Origin of the sequence: Flavobacterium cupriresistens (genome assembly GCF_020911925.1) — a bacterium.
Classification (GTDB): Bacteria; Bacteroidota; Bacteroidia; order Flavobacteriales; family Flavobacteriaceae; genus Flavobacterium; species Flavobacterium cupriresistens.
In genome coordinates, this window is record NZ_CP087134.1 from 602,769 (window position 1) to 626,750 (window position 23,982).

21 protein-coding genes are annotated in these 23,982 nt (G+C 35.7%); 11 read left to right on the top strand and 10 right to left on the bottom strand.

Going from position 1 to position 23,982, the window contains the following annotated elements:
- The first annotated feature begins 2 nt into the window (after positions 1-2).
- Positions 3-1,004, top strand: coding sequence for an NAD-dependent epimerase/dehydratase family protein (locus tag LNP23_RS02870; protein ID WP_230003632.1), 1,002 nt, complete (start codon positions 3-5; stop codon positions 1,002-1,004).
- A gap of 2 nt (positions 1,005-1,006) precedes the next feature.
- On the opposite strand, the gene LNP23_RS02875 is transcribed toward LNP23_RS02870, so the two are convergent.
- The 3 genes from LNP23_RS02875 to LNP23_RS02885 are packed head-to-tail and all read right to left on the bottom strand — an operon-like array spanning position 1,007 to position 3,585.
- Positions 1,007-1,498, bottom strand: coding sequence for a DUF4296 domain-containing protein (locus LNP23_RS02875; protein WP_230003633.1), 492 nt, complete (start codon positions 1,496-1,498; stop codon positions 1,007-1,009).
- A gap of 10 nt (positions 1,499-1,508) precedes the next feature.
- Positions 1,509-2,849: a dihydroorotase gene (locus LNP23_RS02880; RefSeq protein ID WP_230003635.1), complete on the bottom strand. Its 1,341-nt coding sequence runs from the start codon at positions 2,847-2,849 to the stop codon at positions 1,509-1,511.
- Positions 2,850-2,859: 10 nt separating this feature from the next.
- A complete protein-coding gene (locus LNP23_RS02885) occupies positions 2,860-3,585 on the bottom strand; it encodes a polyprenol monophosphomannose synthase (protein ID WP_047778900.1) in 726 nt (241 codons plus the stop codon).
- A 105-nt stretch (positions 3,586-3,690) separates the two neighbouring features.
- Between LNP23_RS02885 and LNP23_RS02890 the strand changes: the two genes are divergently transcribed.
- From LNP23_RS02890 to LNP23_RS02900, 3 genes are all read left to right on the top strand, one after another.
- Entirely contained in the window at positions 3,691-4,359 is a 669-nt protein-coding gene (locus tag LNP23_RS02890; RefSeq protein ID WP_047778901.1) for a DUF4271 domain-containing protein, read from the top strand.
- Positions 4,360-4,373: 14 nt separating this feature from the next.
- A complete protein-coding gene (locus LNP23_RS02895; RefSeq protein ID WP_047778940.1) occupies positions 4,374-5,123 on the top strand; it encodes a uroporphyrinogen-III synthase in 750 nt (249 codons plus the stop codon).
- Positions 5,124-5,277: 154 nt separating this feature from the next.
- On the top strand, positions 5,278-5,748 hold the full coding sequence (locus LNP23_RS02900) for an Lrp/AsnC family transcriptional regulator (RefSeq protein ID WP_047778902.1): 471 nt from the start codon (positions 5,278-5,280) through the stop codon (positions 5,746-5,748).
- A 137-nt stretch (positions 5,749-5,885) separates the two neighbouring features.
- On the opposite strand, the gene LNP23_RS02905 is transcribed toward LNP23_RS02900, so the two are convergent.
- The 5 genes from LNP23_RS02905 to leuS all read right to left on the bottom strand — a co-directional run bounded on the left by LNP23_RS02905 (position 5,886) and on the right by leuS (position 12,101).
- Complete coding sequence (locus LNP23_RS02905; RefSeq protein WP_047778903.1) at positions 5,886-6,575, bottom strand: zinc metallopeptidase; 690 nt, start codon at positions 6,573-6,575, stop codon at positions 5,886-5,888.
- 99 nt (positions 6,576-6,674) lie between these two features.
- Positions 6,675-7,271 carry a hypothetical protein gene (locus tag LNP23_RS02910; protein WP_230003637.1) on the bottom strand — a complete coding sequence of 199 codons (597 nt, stop codon included), beginning with the start codon at positions 7,269-7,271 and terminating at the stop codon, positions 6,675-6,677.
- On the bottom strand, positions 7,261-7,731 hold the full coding sequence (locus LNP23_RS02915) for an RNA polymerase sigma factor (RefSeq protein ID WP_230003638.1): 471 nt from the start codon (positions 7,729-7,731) through the stop codon (positions 7,261-7,263). Before LNP23_RS02915 ends, LNP23_RS02910 begins: the two co-directional genes overlap by 11 nt.
- A complete protein-coding gene (locus LNP23_RS02920; RefSeq protein WP_230003640.1) occupies positions 7,731-8,582 on the bottom strand; it encodes an alpha/beta fold hydrolase in 852 nt (283 codons plus the stop codon). Before LNP23_RS02920 ends, LNP23_RS02915 begins: the two co-directional genes overlap by 1 nt.
- A gap of 615 nt (positions 8,583-9,197) precedes the next feature.
- A complete protein-coding gene (gene leuS, locus LNP23_RS02925) occupies positions 9,198-12,101 on the bottom strand; it encodes a leucine--tRNA ligase (protein ID WP_230003642.1) in 2,904 nt (967 codons plus the stop codon).
- 1,117 nt (positions 12,102-13,218) lie between these two features.
- On the opposite strand from leuS, the gene LNP23_RS02930 reads away from it, so the two are divergent.
- The 4 genes from LNP23_RS02930 (at position 13,219) to truB (ending at position 15,974) form a co-directional block, all read left to right on the top strand.
- A complete protein-coding gene (locus LNP23_RS02930; RefSeq protein ID WP_047778908.1) occupies positions 13,219-14,094 on the top strand; it encodes a cell division protein FtsX in 876 nt (291 codons plus the stop codon).
- Positions 14,095-14,152: 58 nt separating this feature from the next.
- The gene (locus LNP23_RS02935; RefSeq protein ID WP_047778909.1) at positions 14,153-14,398 is read left to right on the top strand and encodes a DUF3098 domain-containing protein; all 246 of its coding nucleotides are present in this window, start codon (positions 14,153-14,155) and stop codon (positions 14,396-14,398) included.
- An 83-nt stretch (positions 14,399-14,481) separates the two neighbouring features.
- A complete protein-coding gene (locus LNP23_RS02940) occupies positions 14,482-15,279 on the top strand; it encodes an undecaprenyl-diphosphate phosphatase (protein WP_047778910.1) in 798 nt (265 codons plus the stop codon).
- A complete protein-coding gene (gene truB / locus LNP23_RS02945; RefSeq protein WP_047778911.1) occupies positions 15,279-15,974 on the top strand; it encodes a tRNA pseudouridine(55) synthase TruB in 696 nt (231 codons plus the stop codon). The genes LNP23_RS02940 and truB overlap by 1 nt, the downstream gene beginning before the upstream one ends.
- A 362-nt stretch (positions 15,975-16,336) precedes the next feature.
- On the opposite strand, the gene LNP23_RS02950 is transcribed toward truB, so the two are convergent.
- Complete coding sequence (locus LNP23_RS02950; RefSeq protein WP_230003643.1) at positions 16,337-16,954, bottom strand: thioredoxin family protein; 618 nt, start codon at positions 16,952-16,954, stop codon at positions 16,337-16,339.
- 191 nt (positions 16,955-17,145) lie between these two features.
- On the opposite strand from LNP23_RS02950, the gene pyrH reads away from it, so the two are divergent.
- From pyrH to LNP23_RS02965, 3 genes are all read left to right on the top strand, one after another.
- Positions 17,146-17,853 carry a UMP kinase gene (pyrH, locus tag LNP23_RS02955; RefSeq protein ID WP_047778913.1) on the top strand — a complete coding sequence of 236 codons (708 nt, stop codon included), beginning with the start codon at positions 17,146-17,148 and terminating at the stop codon, positions 17,851-17,853.
- A 75-nt stretch (positions 17,854-17,928) separates the two neighbouring features.
- Entirely contained in the window at positions 17,929-18,492 is a 564-nt protein-coding gene (gene frr, locus LNP23_RS02960) for a ribosome recycling factor (RefSeq protein ID WP_047778914.1), read from the top strand.
- Positions 18,493-18,608: 116 nt separating this feature from the next.
- Positions 18,609-21,104 carry a DUF5686 family protein gene (locus tag LNP23_RS02965; RefSeq protein ID WP_230003645.1) on the top strand — a complete coding sequence of 832 codons (2,496 nt, stop codon included), beginning with the start codon at positions 18,609-18,611 and terminating at the stop codon, positions 21,102-21,104.
- A gap of 549 nt (positions 21,105-21,653) precedes the next feature.
- Here LNP23_RS02965 and LNP23_RS02970 read toward each other — a convergent pair.
- Positions 21,654-23,924 (bottom strand): cation:proton antiporter, encoded by a 2,271-nt coding sequence (locus tag LNP23_RS02970; protein ID WP_047778916.1) that lies wholly within the window; start codon positions 23,922-23,924, stop codon positions 21,654-21,656.
- Between the last annotated feature and the right edge of the window lie 58 nt (positions 23,925-23,982).

Below are 23,982 nucleotides of genomic sequence, written 5' to 3' on the forward strand. Positions count from 1 at the left end.
AAATGGTATTAGTAACAGGAGGAACAGGTCTGGTAGGCTCACATTTAGCACTTCATTTAATTGAAAATGGAGAAACTGTACGAGCAATATATAGAAATCCAAACAAAATTGAGAAAACAAAAGCTGTTTTTGAATTATACAAAAAAGCCGATTTATTTGAGAAAATAGAATGGTTGGAGGCTGATATTCTTGACATTCCTTCATTAGAGATTGCTTTTATCGGCATTGAATATGTTTACCACTGTGCCGCATTTATTTCGCTTGATCCAAAAGACGAAGATTTACTGCGAAAAACCAATATTGAAGGAACTGCCAATATGGTTAATTTTTCGATTGCGAAACAAATAAAAAAATTCTGTTTTGTGAGTTCAATAGCCGCTTTAGGAGATCTGGCCGCCCATGAAACCACCATTACCGAAGAAACAGAATGGAATCCTGAGAAACCACACAGCGATTATGCAATTTCAAAATATGGTGCCGAAATGGAAGTCTGGCGTGGACTTCAGGAAGGCTTAGAAGTCATCATTTTAAATCCGGGAGTAATCTTAGGACCAATTCCAACTACAAAAACAAGCGAGCAGGGAAGCGCTGAATTTTACACCAGAGTTGCCAAAGGCCTCCCTTTCTATACCCTTGGAAGTACCGGGTTTATTACTGTAAATGATGTAGTAAAAATTGCTTTTGAATTAATGAAAAGCAGCATCAAAAATGAGCGTTTTACGCTGATTGCCGAAAATATCGTATTTCGAGATATCCTCAACACTATAGCCGACAGCTTAAAAGTAAAAAGACCGAATATCCACGCGAAACCAATATTATTAACTATAGCCTGGCTAGCAGACGGGATATTTTCAACTTTGTTTTTCAAAAAAAGAAGCATCACCAAAGCCACTTTGAAAGCTTCTTATTCCAAAAATCTGTATAGTAATGAAAAAACAAAAACCGCTCTGGGAACGGTTTTTCTGGATGTACACCAATATGTAAAAGACGTTTCTAAGTTATAAAACTATCTTGTTTGCCTTATTCTTCTTGCATGCATCGCCGTTTTTATCGAATCAATATTCGCTTTAGCCGGCATTGCTTCTTTAAGTTCAGGATTCAATTTTCTCAATTTTTCTTCCTGCTTTTTCTTCTTAATGGCTTTCTTCTCGTCTATTTTAGCCAATGAATCTGCTGCTCTTTGATTTTTCTCCAAGCGCTTGGCAATTGCATCAAACATATCTTTATACCCTTCGTAATCTGCTGCGTAATAAATATTACTTTGCGCAAACTGCAGACTATCTACTTTATATTTCTGCAAAACAAACCTTTTTTGATTCGCATCAATCGAGTCTAAGGATAACGGATGTTGGTATTTTACAGCTTCCAAAATAGACAAATCATACATAATATCAAGCATCTTTTCTTTCTCAATAAGCCCTTTGGGTTGTTTTACCAACTCTTTTTCGCAGCTCACCGAAAGAAACAAAACCAATGTTAGTATTATAAAATTCTTCATCTATACTTTTTTATCTGTCAAACAATAATCTTTTTCCATTGCGAAGGTCTTTCACCTTAAAGTTATTGTAAACCAGTTCTCCGTTTACAAAAGTATGTGTGATTCTTGATCTGAAAACAAAGCCTTCAAATGGAGACCAGCCGCATTTTGCTAAAATATTGTCCGCATTCACACTCCATGGCAAGCTTGGATTCACGATAACTAAATCGGCAAAATAACCTTCTTTTATAAAACCTCTTTTCTCGATTTTGAAAATCTTAGCCGGATTATGACACATTTTTTCAACGATCTTTTCAATAGAGATTTTCCCTTGATGATGCGCCTCAAACATAGCCACAACAGCATGTTGAACCAATGGCCCACCGGAAGGTGCATTTAGGTAAGGTTGTTTTTTCTCTTCTTTTGTATGTGGAGCGTGATCTGTAGCAATTACATCGATACGACCATCATTTAAAGCTTCCCAAAGTACTTTTCTGTCAGCTGCCGTTTTCACAGCGGGATTCCATTTTATGAAATTACCTTTTGTTTTATAATCTTCATCTGTAAACCACAGATGATGTATACAAACCTCAGCCGTTATTTTTTTATCTTCTAATGGGATTTTGTTCGTAAACAACTCCATTTCTTTAGCAGTCGAAAGATGGAAAATATGCAAACGGGCACCTGTCTTTTTGGCTAAAGCCACTGCTTTAGACGACGAAATATAACAGGCCTCAGCACTTCTGATTAAATGATGCGCCGTTACCGGAATATCATCACCATACTGCTCTTTGTACAAGGCCAAATTGTTTTGAATAGTTGTTTCATCTTCGCAGTGCACCGCAATTAACATTGACGTACTTGAAAATATTTTCTCTAAAGTGGCTTCATTATCCACCAACATATTTCCGGTTGAAGAACCTAAAAATATTTTTATTCCTGCAACATTTTTTGGATTCGTTTTTAAAACTTCTTCCAGGTTATCATTGGTAGCTCCCATCATAAACGAATAGTTCGCATATGATTTTACGGCAGCAATTTGATATTTATCTTCCAGTATTTCCTGAGTAACAGCATTTGGCACCGTATTAGGTTGCTCGATAAAAGAGGTAATTCCTCCTGCAACTGCAGCTCTGGATTCTGACTCAATATCTCCTTTGTGTGTTAACCCCGGTTCTCTAAAATGTACCTGATCATCGATCGCACCCGGAATCAAATAACTTCCTTCGGCATCAATCACTTTACAATCCGATGATTTTAAACTGATGCTGTCTGAAATTTCAACAATTAAGTCGTCTTCGATCAATACATCACCTTCAAAAATGGATCCTTCGTTTACAATTTTAGCGTTCTTTATTAAAATTCTGTTCATCACCGTGACTTTATAAAGTATTGAATAATTTTTTTAATCGAAGTGTTATTACACCCAGAATTGCTTCTTTTATAATGGCGTTGCTCATTTTCGAAACCCCTTTGGTACGATCCGTAAAAATGATCGGAACTTCGGTAATTTCAAATTTAGCACAATACGTTCGATATTTCATTTCGATTTGAAAAGCATAACCAACAAATTTAATTTTGTCGAGTTTTATCTTTTCTAAAACTACTCTTTTATAGCAGATAAAACCTGCTGTAGCATCATGAATTTTCATTCCGGTAATAAATTTGACATACACGGAAGCAAAGTAAGACATCAAAACACGGCTTAGTGGCCAGTTTACGACATTTACACCTTTTACATATCGTGATCCGATAGCTAAATCGGCACCACCAAAATGACAGGCGTCGTACAACTTTTCGAGATCGTTTGGATTATGAGAAAAATCGGCATCCATCTCAAATATAAACTCATATTTGCGCTCTAAAGCCCATTTGAAACCATGAACATAAGCGGTTCCTAAACCTGATTTTTTGGCTCTTTTTTCTAAAAACAATCTATCGGGATATTCTTCCTGCAGTGCAATTACTTTATTCGCAGTAAAATCCGGCGAATTATCGTCAATAATTAAAAGATGAAAAGGTTTATGTTGAGAAAGTACAGCTCTAACTATACTTTCTATGTTTTCAATTTCGTTATAAGTGGGAATTATGACAATACAATCATTCATTTTTCTGGGTAATTTCACCGCAAAAGTAAACTTTTTATGCCATTTGATTCACAATAAATTTATAATAAAAGTATTGATCCAAAAAATTACTAATTTTGCAACGTTATGATTGAACAACTTCATCCCCGAATTATCGAAAACAAAGACTGGGCGACACTTTTATTTGTGTTGGCTTTTGCTCTTGTTGCCATTACTAAATCAGCATATGAATCCCGATTTAGCGAATTCAGCAAGCTTATTTTCTCTGATAAATATGCCAAAATCTATCGGGATTCAAGTAATCTGAAAGGCAGCTTTATTGTTGGTTTGTTTTTTGTGCAGATTATTTCGTTTTCTTTTTTCATTCAGCTTACGATGCATACTTTTGGATATGCCTCAAAAACGGACTGGGTTTTATTCATTCAAATTGCCACTTTTTTATTATATTTTATTCTGGCAAAATATTTAATCGAAAAAATCGTTGCTACTTCATTCAATATTGAAGATTTTATAGACCTTCTTAACTTACAAAAAGCAACATACCGTACGTATATTGGTGTTTTAATCCTTCCTTTTAATGCGGTTTTGTTTTATTATGACAACATTCCGAAAAGTGTACCACTAGCAATCATCGGTGTTTCACTGTGTATAAGTCTATTCTCCTATTTTATTTCGATTAAAACGCATCAAAATATAATAATCAGCAAGTTATTTTATTTTATTTTATATCTTTGCGCTCTTGAAATAGCCCCTTATTATTTCATCTATTATTGGATTACAAAAGAGGCGGCTTAGTAAAAGTTTATAATATGAAAGTGAAAACAATTTTGGTGTCACAGCCTGAACCTAAAGTGGAGAATTCTCCTTACTTTGAGCTCCAACAAAAACACAAAATAAAAATTGATTTCAGACCATTTATTCATGTGGAAGGGGTTAGCGCAAAAGAGATTCGATTACAAAAAATCGATCTTAATCATTATACTGCGATTATTTTGACAAGCAGAAATGCCGTGGATCATTTTTTCAGAGTAGCCGATGAAATGCGTTATAAAGTACCTGAAGGACTGAAATATTTTTGCCAGTCTGAAGCAGTTGCGTTTTACTTACAAAAATATGTAGTGTACAGAAAACGTAAAATTTATGTAGGCGCAAAAGATTTTGCAGATTTATCTCCATTAATTAAAAAGTACAAAGACGAAAAGTTCTTACTTCCGGCTTCTGACCAATTAAATGCAGATGCACCCGTTACTTTAAACAATTTAAAAGTAGACTGGACTCAGGCCATTTTTTACAGAACCGTAATGAGCGACTTATCTGATTTAGCAGACGTTTATTATGATGTCTTAGCCTTTTTTAGCCCAACAGGAATCAAATCTTTGTTTAAAAACTTCCCTGATTTTAAACAAAACGAAACCCGAATTGCTGTTTTTGGAAGCACCACTCAAAAAGAAGCTTTAGATTATGGCTTAAGAATTGATATTCTTGCTCCAACTCCTGAAACTCCTTCTATGACAATGGCTTTGGAAAAATACATCAACGAAGCAAACAAAGGAAAATAACCTTTTAGAATATACAATATAAAAATTTCAAATTCCAAATTCCAAATTCCAACTTAACTGTTGGGATTTGGAATTTTCTTTTTTACAGCATTTTAACTACATTTGGTTTCTATTCAAAACCCAAAACACTAATTATAGTTTCAAATTGCAAATTATGAAAATCAACTCCCTCTTAATTGAAATTGACGGTATCGATAAAGAAATCCTTCGTTATTTAATGGATGATGCGCGAAAACCCATTTTACAAATCGCCAATAAAATAGGCATTTCGGGAGCCGCGATCCATCAGCGTTTGAAAAAACTGGAACAATCGGGTGTCATTTCGGGATCAAAATTTATTGTAAATCCAAAAGTATTAGGTTACAACACTATGGCTTTTGTGGGGGTATATCTAGACAAAGCCTCTCGAAATTCTGAAGCCGTAAAAGATCTAAAAAAAATCCCCGAAGTTTTGGAATGCCATTACACAACCGGAAACTGGTCCGTATTAATAAAAATCATTTGTCGCGATAACGAACATTTAATGCAGCTTTTAAACACCAAAATTCAAGCCATTGAAGGCGTTTCCAGAACAGAAACCTTTATATCCTTAGACCAACAAATTGACCGACAGATACAACTTTGAGGTTAAATTCTAAAATTCCAAATTCCAAATTCCAAATTTGTTGGGATGAATTAAACCCGACAGGTTTTAAAAACCTGTCGGGTTGTTTTTTTAATTGGAATTTGGGATTTTAGAATTTGGAATTTATTTTTTAAAATTTAATCCCTCCTGTTACTTCCGGAATAAATAGAGATATAGTACAGCAACGTTGCAATTGAACCGAGCGCTGCTACTACATAAGTTCGTGCAGCCCATTTTAAGGCATCTTTTGCTCCCGCCTGCTCTTCTTGTGTCAGCATATGTTTATTCTCTAACCAAGCCAGCGCTCGATTGCTTGCGTCATATTCTACAGGCAAAGTAACGATCGCAAATAAAGTTGTTGATGCAAATACGATAATCCCGATAAGCAATAATTGTGGAAAAATATTAATCATCAATATCCCCGCCAGCAAAATCCATTGCATATAACTGGATGCTACATTAACAATCGGGACTAATGTGGAACGCATCGTCAACATTTGATAACCGATAGCGTGTTGTACTGCGTGACCGCATTCGTGCGCCGCGACCGCAGCTGCAGCAGCATTGCGATGACTATATACTGCTTCGCTTAAATTTACCGTTTTATCCGATGGATTATAATGATCGGTTAACTGTCCGGGTGTCGAAATAACACGTACGTCAGTTATACCGTTATCGGCCAGCATTTTTTCAGCAATTTCAGCACCACTCATTCCATTTCTTAATTGTAGCCTTGAATAAAGTTCAAATTTACTTTTCAGCTTTGAGCTTACCATCCAGCTAAGCAACATTATGACTCCTGCAATTATAATATATCCGTACCCCATGTCTTTCGTTTTTTAGTTTGAATTTTAAAGTTACAAAACAAACTGCAAATTGCGAACCACTTTAACAAAATGCCAAGAGGTCCCGAAAAGCATCTATAATCAAAAATCAGTAGTCAATTGCTTATTTATGGTTTCAAATTTTTCAATCAGCGCATTGATTTTTGCATTCTCTTTTTTGATTTGTTTCGGACGCAGATAAAGCCAAACAAAGCCAAACCACAACAACAGCATTGCATAGGTAAAAACAGCCCAGAACGCAGTCATTCTTGACGTATATTCAAACATATACAAACATAACCCCACTCCCAGCATTACAAAGTACAAACTCAACATAGTGGATTGCAGGAATTTCTGTTTCGTTTTTATTTCAATTAATTTTTGCAAATATTCTGTATTGCTTTTCGTACCGTCAATTTTCTTATAAGCACCAAATAATCTATTGTAAACCGCCAAATAAACGACCATTGCAACAACGCATAAAACAATTCCGATTTTGGTCGAAATAAATTCGGGTTTGAAGCGGTACCAGATAAAAACAATAAATATACAGGTAGCCAAAAGCAGCGCATTGGTTAGCATTAATTTCCTCAAACTCGACTGTTTGAAACGACTTAACTTAACCAACAAATCTTTTATATCGGGTGGACTTACGGACTGTTTGTTCCATAAATCTTTAAAATCTATCTTATTGTCCATTTTGTTTGAATTTTTGAGTCAGTTTTTCTTTTATTCTGTGAATTTTAACTCTTGTATTAGCTTCAGAAAGTCCGACGATTTTAGCGATTTCAGCTTGTTTGACGTCCTCCAATTCTAAAGAAATAATGATCCGCTCTGCTTCCGGTAATTCAGCAATACACTTATACAAAAACTGGATCCGTGGTTCTATGGAATACTGTTTTTCCTCTGTAAGATTAGAAGGCAATTCCGATTTAGGAAAACGCTTTTGCTTTTCGATCTGCCTTAAACAATTATTAGACGCAATTCTAAAAATCCAGGTCCCAATACCTGATTCATTCCTGAACGTATCCAATTTCTGCCAGACTATAATAAAAGTCTCCTGAGCCAAATCTTGTGCAGCATCATAATCATTGACAAAACCCATGCAAAGCCTGAAGATTCTGTCCCAATACATTTTATAAATGCTTTCAAACTCCATTATTTAACTTTTATAAAGTTGTTTAAATGTTTGAAATAAAATTCTTTGTCATCATACATAATAAAATGTAATCCTTTAGCCGCATATTGAAGGTTAGCGGTTTTAAGATTTTTATACTGCGCTTCGATAGCCGGTTTTATATTTGCAAAATAAGACTCTAATAAAATCAATGCGGGACATTTTATGGCAGCAATCTTATCTCTTAAATCTGTGTTCGAAAAATCACAATACATCTCAGCAAAAGTCTTTCTGTCCGATTTCGCACTCCAACCCAACAACAAGTCATGTTTAGAAGCATCTTCAGTCAATCTTACCAAATATTTCTTTTGATTTTCCAAAAACTGTTCGTCGGTCATGCCGGTCATTTGATCCACAATTGGCTTACAGTCGTTATTTACTTTTGGCTTAAAAGAGGCATCCATCAAAGCCGCGAGGCAAGGAACGGCATCAACAACAACTATTCTGTCAGCCAGATCGGGATAATCTGCAGCAATTGCCAAAGCTAATCCTCCGCCCATACTGTGACCAATTATAATCGGTTTCTCGATTTTATTGTCTTTTATATAACCCGCTATAGCATCTTCCCAATTTTTAAAAGAAGCATTGGACTGTGGCTGCACACCGGCGAATCCTGCCATGGTAAGCGTATAACATGTAAAATTCTTTTCGAAATTAGCTTTTGTATCGTTCCATACTTCTCCCGAAGAAGCAAAACCCGGAATAAATAAAATAGCCTGTTTTCCTTTTCCCGATTTAACAACCTCAAAAGGATATGATTTTGTTTGTGCAAACACATTTAAACATACTGCAGAAAATAATAACGCGATAACCAGGATGATATACTTTTTCATTTTTAATAGCTTTTTAAATTGTTAATGAATCAAATTCGCCTTTTGGATACGGGAAAAATCAAAATGTTACAAATTTTAGAAAATAAAATTAAAATTCAATTTTTTAAATTCCAAATTCCAATTTTTGACGACATCGTAGAGACGCACTGCTGTGCGTCTCTACCATTGTGCGTCTCTGCCATTGTGCGTCTCTGCGGTGCGGGTAAATTTTAACACGGATTGCACGGATTTGCACGGATTGTTTTTTTGAAAATTTGCGATGAAAAAAAATTTCGCCGCGAATTACACGAATCTCCACGAATTGATTTGTGGTCATTCGTGAAATTTGTGACATAAAAAAGTAGAGACGCACAGCAGTAGAGACGCACAATGGTAGAGACGCACTGCTGTGCGTCTCTACGGAGGCACGTCAATACCGTATGATTAAATTTCAACACGAACTGCACGGATTTCCACGGATTGTTTTTTGAAAATTTGTGGTAAAAAAATTCCGCCGCGAATTGCACGAATCTTCACGAATTAATTTGCAAAAATTCGTGTAATTCGTGGCAAAAAAAAATTCCAAATCCCAACAGAATTGGAATTTGGAATTTAAAATATTGGAATTTACTCCCTTTATCCGACCAAATTAATGATCTTCCCGGGAACAATAATCACTTTATTTGGAGTTCTTCCTTCTAATTGACGTTGTGTTCTTTCATCTTTCATAATGATTTCTTCGATTTGTGCTGCCGTTAAATCTAGCGGTAACTCGATAGTGAAACGCATTTTCCCATTAAATGAAACCGGATATTCTTTACTGCTTTCTACCAAATAGTTCGGTTCAAAAACAGGGAAAGCAACTGTCGAAATCGAAGTCGTATGTCCTAACAAACTCCAAAGCTCTTCTGCAATATGCGGTGCATAAGAAGAAACTACAATTGCCAATGGCTCTAGAATAGCACGTGAATGACAATTTTGAGTCGACAATTCATTCACACAAATCATAAACTGAGAAACAGAAGTGTTAAAAGAGAAATTCTCGATATCCTCTGCTACTTTTTTAATCGTTTTGTGCAATGATTTTAGATTGTCTTTTGTTGGCTCTTCATTCGTTATAATCAAACCATTGTCATCAAAATACAAACGGCATAATTTTTTAAGGAATCCGAAAACACCTGAGATACCAGCGGTATTCCAAGGTTTTGCCTGCTCCAACGGACCTAAAAACATTTCATACAAACGCAATGTATCTGCTCCGTATTCATTACAAATATCATCCGGTGTTACTACATTGTATTTCGATTTTGACATTTTTTCAACCTCGCGGCCTACAATGTATTTTCCGTTATCATCTAAAATAAACTCAGCATCAGCATAATCCTCTCTCCAGGCTTTGAATCTTTCAATATCTAGTTCATCAGATGAATTTACCATTGAAACATCAGCATGAATTGGCTGTACGCTCTGATCTCCAATTTTACTCTTAGACACAAAGCTATTTGTCCCTTCAACTCTATAAACAAAAGCACTAGTCCCTAAAATCATTCCCTGATTGATCAGTTTTTTGAATGGTTCTTCGGTTGGAGCGAATCCTTTGTCTTTTAAGAATTTATTCCAGAAACGAGAATATAGTAAATGTCCGGTTGCGTGTTCGCTTCCACCAATATACAAATCAACACTTTCCCAGTATGCTAAAGCTTCTTTGCTTGCAAATTCGGTTTCGTTGTGTGCATCCATATAACGCATCCAATACCATGAACTTCCAGCCCAACCCGGCATCGTGTTTAACTCTAAAGGGAAAATCGTTGCATGGTCAACTAAATCAGTATCCACAACTTTATTCTCCTTGGTATCCCAAGCCCAAACTGCTGCGTTACCTAAAGGAGGCAAACCGTCTTCGGTTGGTAAATATTTCTCTACTTCCGGCAAAATAATTGGCAAATGTTGTGCGTCAATCATTTTCGGAAGACCGTTTACATAATATACAGGAAAAGGCTCTCCCCAATAACGCTGACGCGAAAATACGGCATCACGCAAACGGTAATTGGTCTTTCCTGTTCCTTGTTCAATTTTCTCTAATTCAGCAATTGCTTTTTGAGTAGCTGCTTTATAATTTAATCCGTTTAAGAAATCAGAATTAGCGATTTCAACGTTATCTTTTGAACCGTAAGCTGCCTCAGAAATATCGACATTCGCGAAAATATTTTTGATTTCCGGCATTCCGTTTTGACCTTTAAAGAAATTTGCAAAAGCATAATCCCTCTCGTCTCCACAAGGAACTGCCATTACAGCACCGGTACCATAACCTGCCAAAACATAATCCCCAATCCAAACCGGAATTGGCTCTTTTGTAAACGGATGTTCTGCATAAGCTCCGGTAAATACTCCCGAAATAGTCTTAACATCAGCCATACGTTCACGCTCCGAACGTTTTGCTGTTTTCTCGATATACCCCTCAATAGCCGCTTTTTGTTCCGCAGTTGTAATTTCAGCTACCAAAGGATGCTCCGGAGCCAAAGTCATAAACGTAACTCCAAAAATAGTATCAGGACGCGTGGTAAACACTTCGATAAATTTTGTTTCAGGTTTCACGTTTGAAGTTTCCACCTCTTGAGAGTTGAAACTTGAAACTTGAAACTTAACCATCGCACCAACAGATTTTCCAATCCAGTTGCGTTGGCTTTCTTTGATGCTTTCGCTCCAGTCAATATCATTTAGACCTTGTAACAAACGCTCTGCATAAGCAGAAATACGCATGCTCCATTGGGTCATTTTTTTACGGATAACAGGGTAACCACCACGTTCCGAAACTCCGTTTATAATTTCATCATTTGCCAAAACCGTTCCTAAACCGGGACACCAGTTCACTTCCGTTTCCGCCAAATATGTCAATCGGTATTGTAATATTATTTTTCCTTTTTGATCTACTGAATACGAATTCCATTCGCTTGACGAAAAAGGAGCAATATTGTCATCTGAAACGGCTTTTACGTTTGTATTTCCTTCCTTTTCAAAAACAGAAACTAAGGTCGAAATATCTTCGGCTTTATCAGCCTCTTTATTGTACCACGAATTAAACAACTGAATGAAAATCCACTGTGTATGTTTGTAATAATCCGGATTTGATGTACGAACTTCTCTCGCCCAATCAAATGAAAATCCAATTTTATCCAATTGTTTTCTGTATCCGGCAATTTCTTTTCCTTCTTTATCTACTCCACCGTCAATATTCACACGCGTAGTATCTTCGGGACGTTGCCCGGTTTGAATGGCATATTGTTCTGCCGGCAATCCGAAACTGTCGTAACCCATCGGGTGCAAAACATTAAAGCCCTGATGTCTTTTGAAACGCGAATACACGTCTGAAGCAATATATCCGAGTGGATGTCCGACATGTAATCCAGCACCGGATGGATATGGAAACATATCTAATACGTAGTGTTTTGGTTTGTCAGAATTATTTACGGCTGCAAAAGTTTGATTATCGGCCCAATATTTTTGCCACTTGGCTTCTATTTCGTTCGGATTGTATTTCATTTTGTGAGTTGCTGAGTTACTGAGTAACTGAGTTGCTAAGTTTTAATGCATTATGTAATAAGATCGCAAATTTACATTTATTACAGATTGTAACAAAAAGTATTTTAACACATAAAACAATTAACTCAATGGGTGCAATTAATTTTAACACATAGAAGCATAGCTAACAAAGCTTAAAAAAGACGTTTCACTCCAAATAAATCACATCAGAGCCTATTTAAATTTCTAATTCCAAAAAGAAAAAACCACATTAAATTCTTAATCGATCAATATTTCTTTTCAATATAAAAAAATCCGTTTTTATCAGCGTTTTTTGCCCTTGCAAATCCGTATAATCCGCGTGCAATTCTGCATAATCTTTACACACAGACATTGCAACCTAATTTCACACACGGATTGAACAGATTCGTTATCACGAAGACGCGGATTAAAACGGATTTAAAATTCTTTGCGATGAAATCTAAACAAGCGCTTAGAATACATAAAACAATTAACTCAATGAGTGCAATTAATTTTAACACATAGAAGCATAGCTAACAAAGCCTAAAAATGAAGTTTCATTCCAAATAAATCACATCAGAGCTTGTTTAAATTTCTGATTCCAAAAAGAAAAACCAAACTAAATTCTAAAACGTAAAAATAAAACTACCCCATCTTAATCGATCACTATTGCTTTTCAATATAAAAAAATCCGTTTTTGTCAGCGTTTTTGCCCTTGCAAATCCGCATAATCCGCGTCCAATTCTGCATACTCTTTACATAGAGAACTTGCAACTTAATTTCAGACACGGATTGAACAGATTCGTTATCACTAAGACGCGGATTAAAACGGATTTAAAATTCTTTCCGATGAAATTTAAACAAGCATTATGACTACATGAAAAAATTGTGATTTCCTTGAAACATCTCAAATAGCAGATCCTAAATCTATGTCTCTATGTGTTAAATAAATTTAGCGAAATAACCCCAAATGCGTTAAATTTTAATTTCTTCATTCTTATTCCGACAAAATGCAACACTAAAATTGCTTATATTGTACAAAAGTTAAAACTTTGATCGTTATTAACTTTAAATAAAGAAATTGTTTATTATTTTTACCACATAATTTAAGCAAACTATGAGTTCTAACTTTGATAAATTTCAAAAGCGCAGGTTAATTTCCTCTTATTTTTCGGTTGTATTAAGTGTCTTTCTGGTACTATTCCTTTTAGGAGTATTGGGATTGTTCATCGTTAATTCTAAAAAACTGGCAGACGATTTTAAAGAAAAAATCGCCATGACTGTTTTCTTTAAAAACGAAGCGAATGACAGTGTTATAAAAGCCTTTAATACCGAACTAAAAAGAGCTCCTTTTGCAAAATCATACGTTTATGTAACTAAAGAAAAAGCGGCTAAAGAGCATACTGATATAATTGGTGAAGATTTCCTGACCTTTTTGGGAGAAAATCCATTATTGAATTCTTACGACATTCACTTCAAAGCGGATTATGTTGAAAGAGACAGCATTCAGAGAATTGAAAGCCATCTGCGTAAAAACACCATGATTTCCGATATCGTTTATGACAAACAATTGGTCAACTTGGTTAATGACAACATCAAAAAAGTGAGTATGTGGATTTTGATTATCAGCGGATTCCTGACTGTAATTGCGGTTTTACTAATCAATAGTTCTCTTCGTTTATCGATACATTCTAATCGTTTTATCATTAAAACCATGCAAATGGTTGGTGCAACAAAATCATTTATCCGTAAACCGTTTGTAATGCGTAGTGTAAAACTAGGCATGTTGGGCGCTGGTCTCGCGATTATTGCCTTGATTGCGCTTTTAGTTTATGTAGAAACCAATTTCCCGGGACTAGGAATTTTAGACGATAAACTGGTAACCGGTTTGATCTTACTTATTGTTTTCGGATTGGGAGTTTTAATCACCTGGGTAAGCACACACTTTGCCACACAACGTTTTCTGAATTTAAGAACTGACGACCTTTATTAACTTATAAAAACAGTCACAGTCGCAGTTTTCAGTCACTTTATAATCGAATTTAACAGCAATGAAAAATAATACAACAGAACAAAAACAAGAATTCCTTTTTGAAGGCATCAACTACAAAATCCTTTTGATAGGAATTGCGGTAATTGCATTGGGTTTTATCTTAATGTCCGGTGGTGGTAGTGATAATCCGAATGTTTTTAACGAAGATATTTTTAACTTCAGACGTATCCGATTAGCTCCAACAACTGTTTTAATAGGGTTTGGAATCACGATTTACTCGATTTTCAAAAAATCAAAACAATAGCATTTTATAGATTTTCATTCCGTTTCCTTGCATTTAATAAAGGCAACCGATCTAAAATCTAAAATCTAAAATCTAAACTTTTAATGAACACATTACAAGCTATTATCCTTGCCATTATTGAAGGAATTACAGAATTTTTACCTGTTTCTTCAACTGGTCACATGATTATTGCCTCTTCTTTTTTTGGAATTGCTCATGACGATTTCACTAAACTCTTTACAATAGTTATTCAATTAGGCGCCATCCTTTCGGTTGTCGTTTTATATTTCAAACGTTTCTTTCAGACACTTGACTTTTACTTTAAACTTTTAGTCGCTTTTATTCCTGCTGTAGTTTTAGGATTATTATTAAGTGATTTTATAGACGGATTGCTAGAAAACCCGGTTACAGTTGCCATATCTCTTTTGATTGGGGGACTTATTTTACTAAAAGTTGACCAATGGTTCAATCAGCCAAATGCAACTGAAGCTTCTCAGGAAATTACCTATTTACAGGCTTTCAAAATAGGCCTTTTTCAATGTATTGCCATGATCCCCGGAGTTTCCAGAAGTGGTGCCAGTATTGTGGGCGGAATGTCGCAAAAACTAAGTCGTACTACCGCAGCCGAATTTTCGTTTTTCCTTGCTGTCCCAACCATGTTAGGCGCAACGGTAAAGAAATGTTACGACTATTACAAAGACGGTTTTGTATTATCTCACGATCAAATCAATCTGTTAATTATTGGAAACATTGTAGCTTTCATTGTAGCACTTTTAGCCATTAAAACTTTCATTGGTTTCCTTACTAAAAACGGTTTCAAAGTATTTGGTATTTATCGAATAATTGCCGGAATCATTTTATTGGCCATTCACTTTTTCATTCACCCGCTTACCATTATATAATGACTCCTGAAGAATATTTAAACGGACAGGTTTTATTGATCGACAAACCTTTAAAATGGAGTTCGTTTCAAGCAGTCAATAAATTAAAATACCTTTTAATCAACAAAGTTGGACTTCCAAAAAAGTTCAAGATCGGTCATGCGGGAACGTTAGATCCTTTAGCGACCGGATTATTATTGATCTGCACCGGAAAATTCACCAAAAGTATTTCTGAATTGCAAGGTCAGGCCAAAGAATATACGGGGACTTTTTATATTGGAGCCACTACTCCATCTTACGATTTAGAAACCGAAATCGATCAGACCTTTCCAACCGAGCATATCGATGAAACGCTGATTCATGAAACGGTAAAACAATTTTTAGGTGAAATTGATCAAAAACCGCCTATTTTTTCTGCCATTAAAAAAGACGGTGTTCGTTTGTACGAACATGCGCGTGCTGGAGAAACTGTTGAAATCGCAAGCAGAAAAACAACCATTCACGAGTTTGAAATTACGCGAATTGCATTGCCGGAAATTGATTTTAGAGTAGTTTGCAGTAAAGGAACTTACATTCGCTCCCTGGCTTTTGATTTTGGGAAAGCAATGAATTCGGGTTCACACCTAACTGTTTTACGCCGAACTAAAATTGGTGACTACGATGTAAAAAACGCCATCGACATCACTTTGTTTGAAGAAACTCTGGAACAAAAATAAGACATCAAGCACATTACAAAAGACAATAGTAATGTGCCTACCCTTAAATTAGAATAGTGCCATTTTTATCCCCGCTGTTGTTTTGGACTAGTAGTGAGTCGCTTTTTCACTTCCAAACAAAAAACCTGAAATAAAATCATAAAACCTTTCGAATAACTTTTTCATAATGGTGGTATTTTTTAGTTGTTAAATAATAAAAACACCAATAAAAAGAGCAAATAAAAAGTAAATAATAGAATTGGGATTCCTCAAGCAAGATACAAAATGTATTAAAATAAAAAAAACATTTTAATACATTTTAAATATTTAGCCTATTTAATATCAACCAATTAGCAGTAAATTAAGGGCATCACAACCCAAAATTACAGGCGATCGTATTTGATATTCTCCATAATCTCCAGTAATTCTTCCTGAACAGAAAGTCCTTTGTCTGCCAGATACCACAACTGCAAATCGGTTTTGATTTTTTCATCAATTACACCAAACTCTTTTTTATAGTTTGCCATTAATTCTGTGGCTCCTTTGGGTCTTGGTCCCCAATCGGTACGGACAATTCCGGCTTCTTTACAAATCACAATGACTTTGGGTATTGCCCTTCCTCCGTTTGTTAAATAATGACTCATTAATTCATCATTTTCATCACGCAAAACAATTCGCAGATCAACTTTTTTATCTGATGATGAGGCCATCTTATTTAGTATAGGAAGTATTTGAGCTGCATCACCGCACCAGCCTTCAGAAATTACCAACCAAATATAATGATTCTCCAGTTTTTGAAGTTTTTCGATTGTTTCTTCCGAAATTTTTATTGTTTTCTCCAATCGGTTCATTCGGGCTTCATTGAGACTTGTATAATGCGTTAAACTTTCAGATTGTTCATTGCCTGTTGATTTTCCGTCGGATAATAAATCCGTAACAAGTTTTCGATATTCAGAATAAGAGTGACTATTGAATAATGCTTTGGCTACAATACTTTTCATACTTAATTTGTTTAGAATACCATAAAAATACGATTTTTAAAAAGACCTTGAATTGATTTTTATCACATTCAAAAGAAATAAAACCGGACTCCTCTCAAAAGAGCAAAGTATACAATCCGAAATTATTTTTAAAACACTATTTCTAAAAATCAGAATATGTCTATATTTGCACAAATTAACGCAAGACACACATGAAATATAAAAGGATTCTTCTAAAACTAAGCGGTGAAGCCTTAATGGGTGATTTACAATACGGAATTGACCCAAAAAGACTAGCCGAGTATGCTGAGGAAATTAAGCAAATTCACACTAAAGGAGTAGAAATTGCTATTGTTATTGGAGGAGGAAATATTTTTAGAGGCGTTGCAGGAGCAAGTGCCGGTATGGATCGCGTACAAGGCGATTATATGGGAATGCTTGCAACCGTAATTAACGGAATGGCATTACAAGGTGCTCTTGAAGATAAAGGAATGAAAACGCGCTTACAGACTGCTTTGAAAATGGAATCTATTGCAGAGCCTTACATCAAAAGAAGAGCAGATCGTCACCTTGAAAAAGGAAGAATTGTAATTTTTGGTGCTGGAACCGGTAATCCTTATTTCACTACTGATACAGCTGCTGTTTTAAGAGGAATCGAAATCAATGCTGATGTGATCCTAAAAGGAACCCGTGTTGATGGTGTTTATGATTCTGATCCTGAAAAAAATGCATCGGCAGTAAAATTTGATTACATCTCTTTTGATGATGTATTGAAAAAAGGATTAAATGTAATGGACACAACTGCTTTTACATTAAGCCAGGAAAACAAATTGCCAATCGTTGTTTTTGATATGAACAAAATTGGAAATTTATTAAAAATCTGCGAAGGCGAAAACATAGGAACTGTAGTTAATATATAAGTCTTCAGTGACAGATTACAGTCGCAGACTGCTTAAACTGAAAATGAGGATTGAAAACTGAAAACTAAAAAAACAATGACTGAAGAAATAGAATTTATATTAGATAGTACTGAAGAATCAATGAATGGTTCGATAGCGCATTTAGAGAAAGAATTTCTTAACATTCGCGCAGGAAAAGCTTCACCGGCAATGCTTGGAAGTGTTTTTGTAGACTATTACGGATCTGCAACACCACTTTCGCAAGTGTCAAAGATTAGTGTTCCTGATGCGAGAACAATTACCTTACAACCTTTTGAAAAAAACATGTTGTCTGTAATTGAAAAAGCAATTATGGTTGCTAATATTGGTTTCAACCCAATGAACAACGGAGACGTGATCATTATCAGTGTACCACCTTTGACAGAAGAGCGTCGTAAAGACCTTGCTAAACAAGCAAAATCTGAGGCAGAAGATGCAAAAATTGGTGTTCGTAACGTACGTAAAGACTCCAATACTGATATTAAAAAATTAGAAAAAGAAGGAACTTCTGAAGATGTTTGTAAATCTGCTGAAGAAGAAGTTCAGAATTTAACGAATACTTATATTAAAAAAATTGATGAATTATTGGCTGCGAAAGAAGCTGAGATCATGAAAGTTTAATTTTATTCGATACAAAACAAAATCCGTCTGGTATATTTAACCAGACGGATTTTTTTATTCTTATTTTTACCTATTGAAAATTAAATGTTTTCGTTTCTGAAACTATAATCCTCTGTATGAAGCTATTTTGTTTATTGACTTTGTTTTTTACGCTTACCATTCAGGCGCAATTTCAAATAAACGGAATTGTTACGGACTCCGGCAACAAACCGCTTCCCTTTGCCAGCATTAAAACAGCAGACCACAATAACACCATTACAGATGTTGATGGCAAATTTTCTTTTACGGTTTCCTCTGAAACCGGATTTTTTACAGTTTCCTATATTGGTTTCGAGACCAAAAACATTACCCTAACAAACAACAAAAAATTCTACTCCGTTTCACTTTCTCAGAAAACGGATGATTTAAAAGAGGTTGTTATTTCAAATGAAAACCCGGCGCTGAGCATTTTAAGAAAGGTCATTTCCAATAAAAACAGCAACAATCCACAGAAAAAGCTGAGTAGTTTTGAGTACAAAACTTACAACAAACTTATCGTCACTGCCAATCCTGATTCTATCGACGGACGCATTGACTCTTCGGCAACTTATAAAGATTTAAAGAAAAAGAAAATCAATATTGATTCTTCCGATTATAAATTCAAAGAAATAATAAGTAAACAACATTTATTTCAAACAGAAAAAATATCACAATATCAATTTGGAAGTAAAAGGCTCAAAGAAACCGTATTAGGTACAAAAATGGCGGGTTTCAAACAGCCTGTGTACGAAATTATCGCTTTCAGTCTGCAATCTATTTCTATTTATGATCCGAAATACGAATTGCTGGAAACAAAATATGAGAGCCCGATTTCAAACAATGCACTTAAAGATTACACGTACAAGCTGCTTGACACGGTAACGGTACAGGGGCGTGAAACCTACATGATCCATTACAAAAACAAGCAAAAAAGAAATGCATCAGGTCTGGAAGGTGTTTTATACATAGACGCAGAAAATTTTGCAATCGCCAAAGCTGTAATGCGTATAAAAGGTGTTTTGGACATTAGCGGAATTCATGAGTTTGAATATGTTCCAAGTGAAAAAATATGGTTTCAAAGCCGTACCACATTCAAAATTGTAAAAGGCAAAAACGACGAGGATATTAAAATTCTGGGAGGAACCATTCAATTTGATGCAGACACCGGAGAAAACTTTGAACCGAGAAAAAAAGCAGCGTCCGACTTCACCTATTTACTTTCTGAGAGCAACAATTTTGATATTCACTATAACACTAATCCGGTCATAAAAAACCCGGCACTTTATATCGAAATTAAAGAGGATGCCAGCAAGAAACCGGAAGCTTTCTGGAACGAATATCGCAAAGAAACGCTAGATCTGAAAAGTCAAAAAACCTATTTATTGCTGGACAGCATTTCTATTAAAAAGAGAATTGAAAAACGTTTGGGCCTTGGCCGAAAAATCATCAACGGTTACATTCCGATGGGGCCAATTGATTTTGACCTAAAAAAACTAATCAGCTACAATAATTACGAAGGCTTTCGTCTGGGTCTTGGCGGAATTACGAATGACCGTTTTTCTAAAAATTTCCGAATTGAAGGATATGCCGCTTACGGAACAAAAGACGGCACAACGAAATACAGCATCGGCTCCGGCTTTTTACTCGATAAAAACACCAATACATGGCTAAATGGGTATTACTCGGATGATGTTCGGGAAATTGCGAGTACCGTTTTTGCTGTCGACAAACGTGTTTTTAAAATTTATGATCCACGTCCGATAAACATTAGTACTTTCTATCAGTATGTCGGCTGGAGGGGTAATATTCAGACTAAGATCATTCCGAAAACGGAGGCTGTTCTGGAATTATCACGAAATCACATCGAACCTAAATTTGATTATCTTTTTAATCTGCATGGAAAACTGTATTCAAGCTACATAATGACTACAGCAATGCTTTCTATTGTCTGGTCACCGTTTAGTGATTTCATGCAAACCCCAACCGGAAGAACCGAAGCGGATAAAAGGTTTCCAAAGTTTACTTTTCAATATACCCAATCGCTCCCAGATGTATTTGAAAATGATTTTAAATTTGGTAAAATAGATTTCAAAGCTGAATATGAAAAAAAATATCTAAACGGTCAGAAAACTGGTGTACTGCTACAAGGCGGATATGCTTTTGGCGATGTGCCGATTACCCACCTATACAATACGGCTCCGAATAACCTGACCAAAGAAACGGTTGTTCAACGTATTACTTTTGCCGGCAGAAACAGTTTTGAAACTATGTATTTTAATGAGTTTTTCTCCAGTCAATATGTAATGTTTCAAATTAAACATGGTTTTGACCGAATCCGAATCCTCAGAAAAGTTCGCCCTTCATTGGTACTGGTTACCCGAATGGCTTGGGGAAATATGGAAAATCCGCAACAACATGTCGGCCCTGCTTATAAAACACTTGACAAAGGTTTCTTTGAATCCGGAATCGAATTAAACAAAATCTATAAAGGCATCGGTTTAGGAGGTTTCTATAGATATGGGCCAAATCAACTGCCAAGATTTGAGAATAATATTGCGGTTAAAATCTCTTATGTATTGGATTTGGGGATCTAAAATTTTGTAAAATTCCAATCTTTTTAAATTCCAAATTCCAATGGAATGCTTTTTATGATTATGAAAACTTGTTAAATGTGAATAAATCTGCGTTTACTGAGCTTATCTTTATGGAGTTACTTGCGGAGATTTCTCCTTCGTCGAAAGGACAAATGGGGGTGTCTTTTTTAGATAAACTAAATTGCCAGTTTTAATGTTTTACTAACACTTGATCCCTAAATCTGCGGCTTTTGTTTTTATGCCACAGATTTCACAGATTAAAATGATTTCTCTATTTGGCTTCCTTGTATCTTCTGGATTTAATTCTTTATCACTAAAATCAATCATCACGCAAATAAAAAATCCCAAACCCAAACAAATTTGGAATTTGGAATTTAAAAGGATTGGAATTTCACCCCCTCCTCTATTTTATAAAATTAAATATTCGGGGCATTGAGTTAGATGCACTGCGGTGCATCTCTACGGAAAGGAAAACAAAAACAATAAAAATCCAAACCCCAACAAAATTGGAATTTGGAATTTAAAAAGATTGGAATTTCATCCCCCCCTCTACGGTTTCAAAATCAGAACTGAGGGCGTATTATTCAACCATATGCTTTGTGATTCAATCAGTTTTTTCCAACTATCTAGACTGATGATCATCAGATTCTGACTTTCTAAAAACTCTTTTTTGATTGTTCGGTCGTGCATGATCATGATGTGATTTGGAGCGATTTGCTCTATCGAACGAATGGTTTCCTGAATATCACGGGTGCTTTTCATTTCACCGCTTGCATCTAAAACCGTGATCTGAGAACCGTTATTATTGATTAACTTTTTAGCATATTCAATTAAAAAAGCATCTTCTTTATTGAAAATCGGCATAAAAATCTGGTTGACGTCTTCTAAGTCTTTGTCGATAAAAATTCCGACCGGCATTTTACTTTTAGCAATAATATGACGTGTTCTTTCATCAAAAGGAGAATTTTCAAACAGCCCTTCTTTTCCTGTGAACTTATCAATTAAGCGATCCGGGTTTACAATTCTGGAGGTAAAGCCAAGTATTTTTCCAAGCAAAGTTCCTTCAAAAATAGATTGTCCCAAACCTACCAATAACAAATCATAGTCCCCTTGATTGGCGGTATCGATGATGTCGGTATCAATATCGTTTGTTACTTTAAAAACACTAACCATATTTTGATTCAGACGTTCTGACTCTTCGATAACCGGAACCAACATTTTACGTTCCTGATCTTTCACATCAAACGAATGCACTTCTGTACTTAAAGACAAATGCATTGCTGTAACAATAGAATTATCAGATTGTTTTTTAACCAAGCTATTTGCAATTCGCAACAGTTTTTTACCTTTCTCGGGAGTCGCAAAGGACAGCAGAATCTTAAACTTGCTTTTATTCCCAATCTCTTGTGGAATGGCCGTTATTTTATCTTTAAAAATAAAGCCTATAAAATCCAACGCCGGGCCCGTCATAAAAGTGGTCACTAACGCCATAATTACCATCATAGTAAAAATCTCAGTAGACAAAACACCTAAATCATATCCGATATTCAGTACTACCAGCTCCATTAAACCTCTCGTATTCATTAAAGCACCAATCGCCAGACTGTCTTTCCAGCTTTGTCCCATAAACTTGGCAGCAAAAGCGCTTCCAAAAAACTTCCCAACTACGGCAACGGCAATAATTAAACCTGTGATTTTCCACAAATAAGGATCATTCAATAAACCAATTTGCGTACGCAATCCAGTAAATACAAAGAACAACGGCAATAACACGATGATGGCAACATCTTCGACTTTTTCAATAAAAATATTTCTAAACGTATTGTTTTCCGGCATAATGGCTCCTGCTAAAAAGGCTCCAAATAACGCATGAATTCCAATTAGCTCAGCCGCATAAGCAGAAAATAATAAGGTTATAAAGAAAATGGCGACAACCGGTTTATTCAGACTTTCGCGGGTTGAGTTTAAGTCCCCCACTCGTTTTAAAAACGGACGAACTATTTTGAGCATGATAATAACATACAAAACCGCCAAACCAATTACATACAAAGAACTTGTAAAAGAACCCGCTTTTACAATTGCAATTACAACAGCCAAAATACACCAGGCTGTAATATCATCTGCGGCAGCACAGGTTATCGCAATTGTACCCAGTTTTGTCTTTTGCATACCTCGCTCCTGCACAATTCTCGCCAGAACCGGAAATGCGGTAATACTCATGGCAATTCCCATAAACAATCCGAAAGAAGAGAACTCTACGCCAATTGGAGCAAAAGTGTGGTAAATAAAATAGGCTAAACTTAACCCTAATGCAAACGGAATTACGATACTGGCGTGGCTTATTACGACTGCATCATGGGCTTTATTCTTCAGTACTTTTAAGTCCAGCTCCATTCCAATAACGAACATAAAAAGGATTAAACCAATCTGACTTAAAAACTGCAGATTCCCTAAAGATTCTTTTGGAAATAGTGTAGCGGAGAATTCCGGGAAATACATTCCGACCAAAGACGGCCCTAACACAATTCCGGCAATCATCTCGCCAATAACGGAAGGTTGCCCAATTTTTCTAAAAATCCACCCGAATAAACGTGCCACCAGAATAATCGTAACAATCTGCGCTAACAAAATAGCCAAAGGATGTTGCAGGTTCTCGACCATAGAATGCAGAAAATCATTCCAATGATTGCTTTCTATTTTTTTGCGAACAATTCCACGGCCTACTTCCAGCGAAGCGCCCTTAACAATCACCCAATATATCAAAGCAGTAAAACCTCCAATAATGGTAACGTAAAACGCTGAGTTTTTTATGCTGTTCATAACTTCTCTTTTAATTTTTATGGGGCAAATATCAGAAGTGATTTCTTATCCAAGAAGT

Bases quoted from the DNA above. Each gene is read 5' to 3' on its own strand.
- LNP23_RS02880 (WP_230003635.1), bottom strand. From the start codon at position 2,849: ATGAACAGAATTTTAATAAAGAACGCTAAAATTGTAAACGAAGGATCC.
- LNP23_RS02950 (WP_230003643.1), bottom strand. From the start codon at position 16,954: ATGAAAAGTATTGTAGCCAAAGCATTATTCAATAGTCACTCTTATTCT.
- LNP23_RS02900 (WP_047778902.1), top strand. From the start codon at position 5,278: ATGAAAATCAACTCCCTCTTAATTGAAATTGACGGTATCGATAAAGAA.
- LNP23_RS02965 (WP_230003645.1), top strand. From the start codon at position 18,609: ATGAAGCTATTTTGTTTATTGACTTTGTTTTTTACGCTTACCATTCAG.
- LNP23_RS02935 (WP_047778909.1), top strand. From the start codon at position 14,153: ATGAAAAATAATACAACAGAACAAAAACAAGAATTCCTTTTTGAAGGC.
- LNP23_RS02875 (WP_230003633.1), bottom strand. From the start codon at position 1,498: ATGAAGAATTTTATAATACTAACATTGGTTTTGTTTCTTTCGGTGAGC.
- LNP23_RS02970 (WP_047778916.1), bottom strand. From the start codon at position 23,924: ATGAACAGCATAAAAAACTCAGCGTTTTACGTTACCATTATTGGAGGT.
- LNP23_RS02910 (WP_230003637.1), bottom strand. From the start codon at position 7,271: ATGGACAATAAGATAGATTTTAAAGATTTATGGAACAAACAGTCCGTA.
- frr (WP_047778914.1), top strand. From the start codon at position 17,929: ATGACTGAAGAAATAGAATTTATATTAGATAGTACTGAAGAATCAATG.
- pyrH (WP_047778913.1), top strand. From the start codon at position 17,146: ATGAAATATAAAAGGATTCTTCTAAAACTAAGCGGTGAAGCCTTAATG.
- LNP23_RS02920 (WP_230003640.1), bottom strand. From the start codon at position 8,582: ATGAAAAAGTATATCATCCTGGTTATCGCGTTATTATTTTCTGCAGTA.
- LNP23_RS02895 (WP_047778940.1), top strand. From the start codon at position 4,374: ATGAAAGTGAAAACAATTTTGGTGTCACAGCCTGAACCTAAAGTGGAG.
- leuS (WP_230003642.1), bottom strand. From the start codon at position 12,101: ATGAAATACAATCCGAACGAAATAGAAGCCAAGTGGCAAAAATATTGG.
- LNP23_RS02890 (WP_047778901.1), top strand. From the start codon at position 3,691: ATGATTGAACAACTTCATCCCCGAATTATCGAAAACAAAGACTGGGCG.
- LNP23_RS02885 (WP_047778900.1), bottom strand. From the start codon at position 3,585: ATGAATGATTGTATTGTCATAATTCCCACTTATAACGAAATTGAAAAC.
- LNP23_RS02930 (WP_047778908.1), top strand. From the start codon at position 13,219: ATGAGTTCTAACTTTGATAAATTTCAAAAGCGCAGGTTAATTTCCTCT.
- LNP23_RS02905 (WP_047778903.1), bottom strand. From the start codon at position 6,575: ATGGGGTACGGATATATTATAATTGCAGGAGTCATAATGTTGCTTAGC.
- truB (WP_047778911.1), top strand. From the start codon at position 15,279: ATGACTCCTGAAGAATATTTAAACGGACAGGTTTTATTGATCGACAAA.
- LNP23_RS02870 (WP_230003632.1), top strand. From the start codon at position 3: ATGGTATTAGTAACAGGAGGAACAGGTCTGGTAGGCTCACATTTAGCA.
- LNP23_RS02940 (WP_047778910.1), top strand. From the start codon at position 14,482: ATGAACACATTACAAGCTATTATCCTTGCCATTATTGAAGGAATTACA.
- LNP23_RS02915 (WP_230003638.1), bottom strand. From the start codon at position 7,731: ATGGAGTTTGAAAGCATTTATAAAATGTATTGGGACAGAATCTTCAGG.